The organism is Pedobacter sp. 01T416_2 (assembly GCF_056398925.1).
The window spans coordinates 1-4,979 of sequence record NZ_JBFTQI010000440.1; the positions used below are offsets into that span (position 1 = coordinate 1).

At 38.4% G+C, this 4,979-nt stretch carries 6 protein-coding genes; all 6 read right to left on the minus strand.

Going from position 1 to position 4,979, the window contains the following annotated elements; translation table 11 throughout:
* Positions 1–618: sensor histidine kinase (locus AC1DPQ_RS17405; protein WP_477610368.1), on the minus strand; the 618-nt coding region annotated here is incomplete at its 3' end.
* A gap of 132 nt (positions 619–750) precedes the next feature.
* Positions 751–1,113, minus strand: a complete 363-nt coding sequence (secG, locus tag AC1DPQ_RS17410) for a preprotein translocase subunit SecG (protein ID WP_108197142.1) — start codon at positions 1,111–1,113, stop codon at positions 751–753.
* A gap of 14 nt (positions 1,114–1,127) precedes the next feature.
* A complete protein-coding gene (locus AC1DPQ_RS17415; protein ID WP_477610369.1) occupies positions 1,128–2,174 on the minus strand; it encodes a hypothetical protein in 1,047 nt (348 codons plus the stop codon).
* 74 nt (positions 2,175–2,248) lie between these two features.
* Positions 2,249–2,761: an LptE family protein gene (locus AC1DPQ_RS17420; protein WP_477610370.1), complete on the minus strand. Its 513-nt coding sequence runs from the start codon at positions 2,759–2,761 to the stop codon at positions 2,249–2,251.
* Between the two features lie 228 nt (positions 2,762–2,989).
* Positions 2,990–4,234: a sigma-54 interaction domain-containing protein gene (locus tag AC1DPQ_RS17425; protein ID WP_477584945.1), complete on the minus strand. Its 1,245-nt coding sequence runs from the start codon at positions 4,232–4,234 to the stop codon at positions 2,990–2,992.
* An 86-nt stretch (positions 4,235–4,320) separates the two neighbouring features.
* The coding region (locus AC1DPQ_RS17430; protein ID WP_477610371.1) for a radical SAM protein at positions 4,321–4,979 on the minus strand (659 nt) is incomplete at its 5' end.

Here is a 4,979-nt window from a genome sequence, read left to right on the forward strand (position 1 = left end):
GTCTTCGAGGTTTTCCATTACCTCTTTCGCCAATTGCACAAAATCGAATTTTTGGTAGTTAATTGGCGATTCGCCTGTTTCTAACTTTGAAATAACATCTAAATCATTAATTAAATAACTCAGTCGCTCTACATTGTTTTCAGCTTTTTTTAGAAACAATACAGCCTGATCTGGGTCATCTACCAAACAGTCCTGTAGCGTTTCAATATATCCTTGAATGGCAAAAAGTGGGGTTTTAAACTCGTGCGATACATTTGAAAGGAATTCTCTTCTAAACTGTTCCTGTTTTTTTAATAAATCTATTTCTTTTTTCTTTGCACCTGCCCACTCCTTTACTTCTTGCTCTACATCATTAATCGGATCAGAACTCACGTACTCGCCGAGCGCATCTTTTAAATCTTTACCTAATTTAAGGTTATGGATGAGTTTGTAAATGAGTTTAATTTTGGTGTAAATATATTTCTCCAGCAAATAATAAAAAACCAAAAAACTGCACAGAAACGATACGCCAAAAGAAATAGCCATGTAATACAGGCTATGCTGAAAATAAAAATTAACCATCCCGATGGAAAGACCAACGGCGAGAGCAGTAAATAGAACCAGCACACTTAATTTCATGCTGCAATTTAAAGCTTTTTATGTTAAATGTGTGTTAAGAGACAAAGGGTTGATTCATTTTTTACGGAATGTTAAAAACCAAAAAAGCTTTCCCTTTTGAGGAAAGCTTTATAAAATACGGGTAAGTATTACTTATTTCTTTGTCGAATCTGTTTTAGCTGGAGTCGAAGCAGCAGGTTTAGTGCTGTTTAAATTTCCGCCAAGTGGAGATGGTGATGGTGTTTTATCTAAACGCTCTTGTATAGCTGAGTTTCCAACTGCTGCAGTACCACCGCTAGTTTTAGCAATTGTAGTAACGGCAAGGGTTAACACTACGATTAAGGTTAACAATACCCACGATCCTTTTTCTAAAACATCGCCGGTACGCTGCACACCAAACATGTTACTGGTGCCACCCCCTGTAGCTAAACCTCCGCCTTTAGGGTTTTGTACTAAAACAAATAAGCCTAAGGCCACACACGCAATAATTAATAAAATGATTAAAAAGGTTACCATGGTAATATTATATTTTAAAATTTCTTTTCTATAGATTGGATAAGGTCGGCAAAGTAACGGCTTTTTTCCGGATATTTCAAACTTAATTTTTTATACGTATCTATGGCTTTGTGATAAAGCATTTGCTCAATATAAATTTTAGCTAAAGTCTCCGAAACAAGATCGTAATTGTCTTCTGCACTTTTCTTTGCCTTATTTTCATTATCTATCTGTTCTGGCTTCGGAGGCCTGATTGTTGGATCTTCTTTTAAGAACCGCTCGATAATTTCAGCTCCCTTTGCATCTTTAATTTCGGCAGAAGGATATTCTGCTAAATGATCGGCTACCTCGAAAGGCGTTTGAATGTGAAAGATGTGCTCTACATATTGCTGTTGAAACTCAGCTCTTTCTTGCAGTTGGTTATTTTGTGGCTGTGGTTTTACCTTACCAGCGTTAGGGTGAGCATAAGGCTGAAAAATCTGCTCGTGCTCTTTACGGGTTTTAGCCAACCACCATAAAAACGTATACGGAAGCTTATCGTCGTTATATTGCGAAACAAAATTCCTTTCGGGCTCATCAGGAACAACCGTTTCAATTTCTGGTGCGATCGTAACCACATCGGTACTTAATTTCTGTTCAAAGGCAAAGAAATCGGTAGCAGCTACACTTTCAATAAAAGAATCATCATCTGCTGGCAAATCCATTAAATGACTATCAATACCCGGCAGGTGATTTGGCGTTTCTATAGGAATTACTGGGTTTTCTGAGTGAAGATCTGGAGCTAATTCTCCTATTTCTTCAAAAACTATCTGTTCATCCTGTGTATTTTCAGCAACTACCTCTTTAATTTCTTCTTCTGTTGTTTCGCGGACTGAAACCATATTTAATATATGGAACAGTACATGCCCCTGGCTATAAAGTGCTGCTTTTGGTACTGCTGATGCGTTAGCCTTGGCTAACAGTAAATGAATGGGCTGGGCATATGGAAATTGCGCCACCATTTCCTGCAACATGGATACATGCTCTGGTCCAACCTTTCCAGGTTGCGCAAGTAAATCTGCCAGTAGCTTTTTGTTATCCATTATCGAGRTTTGCCGCTAAGTTAAAAAAATGTAGACGGGTTTTGAAAATTTTGTCTTTTAGAATCCTGCTTTATTTACCACTGTGCAAATGCACGGTTAAAAATATCTTCCGATAATTGTTTGTTGATGTTTTCGATAGCTCCAGGCAATAAGGTTTGAATTGGTGCCCCATTGATCGGAAAATCGAAATATCTGGTAAAGCTTTCTTCAAAACTTTCTTTTTCGTGTTCTTTTATATTGTTCTTATACTTTACAGAAACGGTTATGGTTAATCTGTTTGCACCCGAAGTAGGTGTAGCACTATTTTGAAGCGCAACCGGCTTAATATCATAGCCTGTTATTCTGCCTTCAAACGATGCATCGCCTTCACCGGTAGGAGAAATAATCAATTTGGTCTGATTACGGATCCGGGTTTTTAACGATTCGGTAATCTGGTTACTTAGTGTTGGCACCACTAACGGTGCATTGTTTTCAAACACCCGGACAACCACCGTTTTTAATCCTGTTGTTGATGCTCCATTGAATTTATAAGAGCAGGCGCTCAGTATTGAAGCAACAAGGATTAAAGCAAATATTTTTATTTTCATCAGTTGTATAATTATTAATTTATTGCTCATTGTTTTCAATGGCATTTTTCACTTGCTTTATTTTCTCAATGGTGTTCAAGAGAACGCTTCACTTAGTTAATGAGCTCGCAAAAGCTCGGTTTGTTTTTCAATGGTTATGAAGCGATCATGAGCATATTCATCTCTGTTTGTAAGTGGTATGCTCATGATGGTTTCATCAGTATATGGTTTGTTTTAAAGTCGATGAAGCTATAAATTCAATTCTTTAATTTTTCTGTACAGGGTACGCTCTGAAATGCCCAGTTCTTGTGCAGCAAACTTACGTTTACCCTTGTGTTTTTTTAATGCTTTTTTTATCAGATCTGATTCTTTATCCACTAATGATAAAGATTCTTCTACCTCTTCGGCCTCGTGTGCAAAATAATCAGTATTGTTATTGTTGTTATTATTATTGCTTGGCGTAGGTTGCTGAATGGTAAAGGCATGCTCTTGCCCTGCGGGCAGTTCTACATCGCGGTATAGCTGATTGATATACTGAGGATTATCTGCTAAAACGGTAGCAGTATTTCCGCCGTGCTGAATAATTTCGGCAACAAGTTTTTTAAGCTCAACCATATCCTTTTTCATATCGAAAAGTACCTTGTACAAAATATCTCTTTCTGTAAAATCTTCTTTCGACTGAGAATTAATCGTCATTGGCAGGTTACTTCCGGCCTCGTTCGGGATATAGTTTAAAATGGCTTGTCCGGTTACATTTCGGTCTTTTTCCAATACGCAGATCTGCTCGGCAATATTTTTTAACTGACGAACATTACCCGGCCAGCTATAATTGGTTAGGATCTGAATGGCATCTGGCTCCAAATGTAATGCAGGGCTACGGTATTTATCGCTAAAATCGGCAGAGAATTTTCTGAATAATAAATAAATATCTTCTTTACGCTCTTGCAAAGCCGGTATGCGCAACGGAACGGTATTTAACCTGTAATATAAATCTTCGCGGAATTTTCCGTTTTTAACGCGGTTATATACATCAACATTGGTTGCAGCAATAATGCGAACATCTGTTTTCTGAACTTTAGATGAGCCTACGCGTAAGTATTCGCCGCTTTCTAAAATACGCAGCAAACGCGCCTGTGTACCCAAAGGCAGCTCAGCAACCTCGTCTAAAAAAATGGTTCCGCCGTTTGCTACTTCAAAGTAACCTTTACGTGCCTCATGTGCACCTGTAAAAGATCCTTTCTCGTGACCAAACAATTCAGAATCAATGGTTCCTTCGGGAATGGCGCCGCAGTTTACAGCAATAAAAGCACCGTGTTTACGGGCACTCATTTGATGGATAATCTGCGAGAATACCTCTTTACCACTACCACTTTCGCCTGTTATTAACACCGACATATCAGTTGGTGCTACCTGGCTTGCAATATCGATAGCACGGTTAAGCAATGGCGAATTGCCAATAATACCGAACCGCTGTTTAATATTTTGTGTATCCATTTATTCTTTCTAAAGTTACGTCACTCTGAACTTGTTTCAGAGTCTTTCAATTTAAGATGCTGAAACAAGTTCAGCATGACGGGATTTTATGATACTATTTTACCAATTAACGTAGCTGATGTACACTTTTCGATAAATACATTTGCATACTGGCCTGGTTTAACGCCTTCAATTGCAGGGAAAATCGCCATGGCTCCGCTATCTCCTCTTCCGCAATAATCCAGATCAGATTTTTTAGAAGTGCCTTCAATCAAAACACGAACGGTTTTACCCACCCACTCTTGTAAGCGCATTAACGAATGTGCTTGTTGCTTAGCTAAAATCTCAGCTAAACGGCGTTTTTTTACTTCCTCAGGAATATCATCTTCCAATTTACGGGCAGCTAAAGTTCCTGGTCTTTCAGAATAAGTGAAGTTATATGCAAAATCATATTCTACGTAATCCATCATGCTCAGGGTTTCTTGATGCTCTTCTTCTGTTTCAGTACAAAAACCAGCGATGATATCGGTAGAAATTGCACAACCCGGGATAATGTTACGGATGGCATCAATACGATTGATATACCATTCGCGGGTATAAGTCCTGTTCATTAGCTCCAATATGCGGGTATTACCCGATTGAACTGGCAAGTGGATATAATTACAGATGTTATCGTATTTAGCAATGGTATGTAAAACCTCGTCGGTAATATCTTTTGGATGCGAAGTAGAAAAACGTACCCTTAAATCAGGACTAACCAAAGCTG

Coding starts and splice junctions, on each gene's coding strand:
- secG (WP_108197142.1), bottom strand. CDS start 1,113: ATGGTAACCTTTTTAATCATTTTATTAATTATTGCGTGTGTGGCCTTA.
- AC1DPQ_RS17420 (WP_477610370.1), bottom strand. CDS start 2,761: ATGAAAATAAAAATATTTGCTTTAATCCTTGTTGCTTCAATACTGAGC.
- AC1DPQ_RS17425 (WP_477584945.1), bottom strand. CDS start 4,234: ATGGATACACAAAATATTAAACAGCGGTTCGGTATTATTGGCAATTCG.
- AC1DPQ_RS17415 (WP_477610369.1), bottom strand. CDS start 2,174: ATGGATAACAAAAAGCTACTGGCAGATTTACTTGCGCAACCTGGAAAG.